The 535-nt window shown below is 57.0% G+C and carries 1 pseudogene; it reads right to left on the bottom strand.

Annotated features, from left to right (window positions below):
- Nucleotides 1-37 precede the first annotated feature (37 nt).
- Nucleotides 38-349, bottom strand: a pseudogene (gene tnpA / locus ACR0C6_RS22190) (IS200/IS605 family transposase); the annotation flags it as partial.
- Nucleotides 350-535 lie beyond the last annotated feature (186 nt).

Raw genomic sequence — 535 nt, forward strand, 5'->3', positions numbered from 1 at the left:
TGGCTCCGTTGGTGGTCGAGAAATAGCCCCTGCCCTAGAACCGGCGCCCCCAATAGCGCCTACGCAGCGCAGGGAATTCCCGTTGTACCTTGTGTGACGTACCGCCCTTCATCTTGCGCATCAGATCTGCAATGGCGATCTTCGGCGGCACCGACACGAACATGTGGACGTGGTCGCTCGACAACACCCCGCGCAAGATGTCGACCTCGTTCTCGCGACAGACCTGACGGATGATCTCACGCACCCGCAGGCGCACCCCTCCGGTTAGAACTTTGTAGCGATATTTCGTCGACCAGACGATGTGATAGCGGTGATAGAAAACGCAGTGTCTGCCGGTGTCATACTGCATGACCTTACCCTTTGGAAAATGAGCCTCCCGAGTGGCTACGGCTCATTTTCCAAAGGGTAAGGTCATAACACGATTCTTCGCACTGAAGCTGGTCCGACTGGAAGTCGGAGGGTTTCCTCCAAAGCGTGGATACTAAAATGCGCACCCAGCGCCGAAAGCCCTTGCCAGCCGTCGAACTCGGTGAGG

This window comes from Ruegeria sp. AL12 (genome assembly GCF_056540885.1).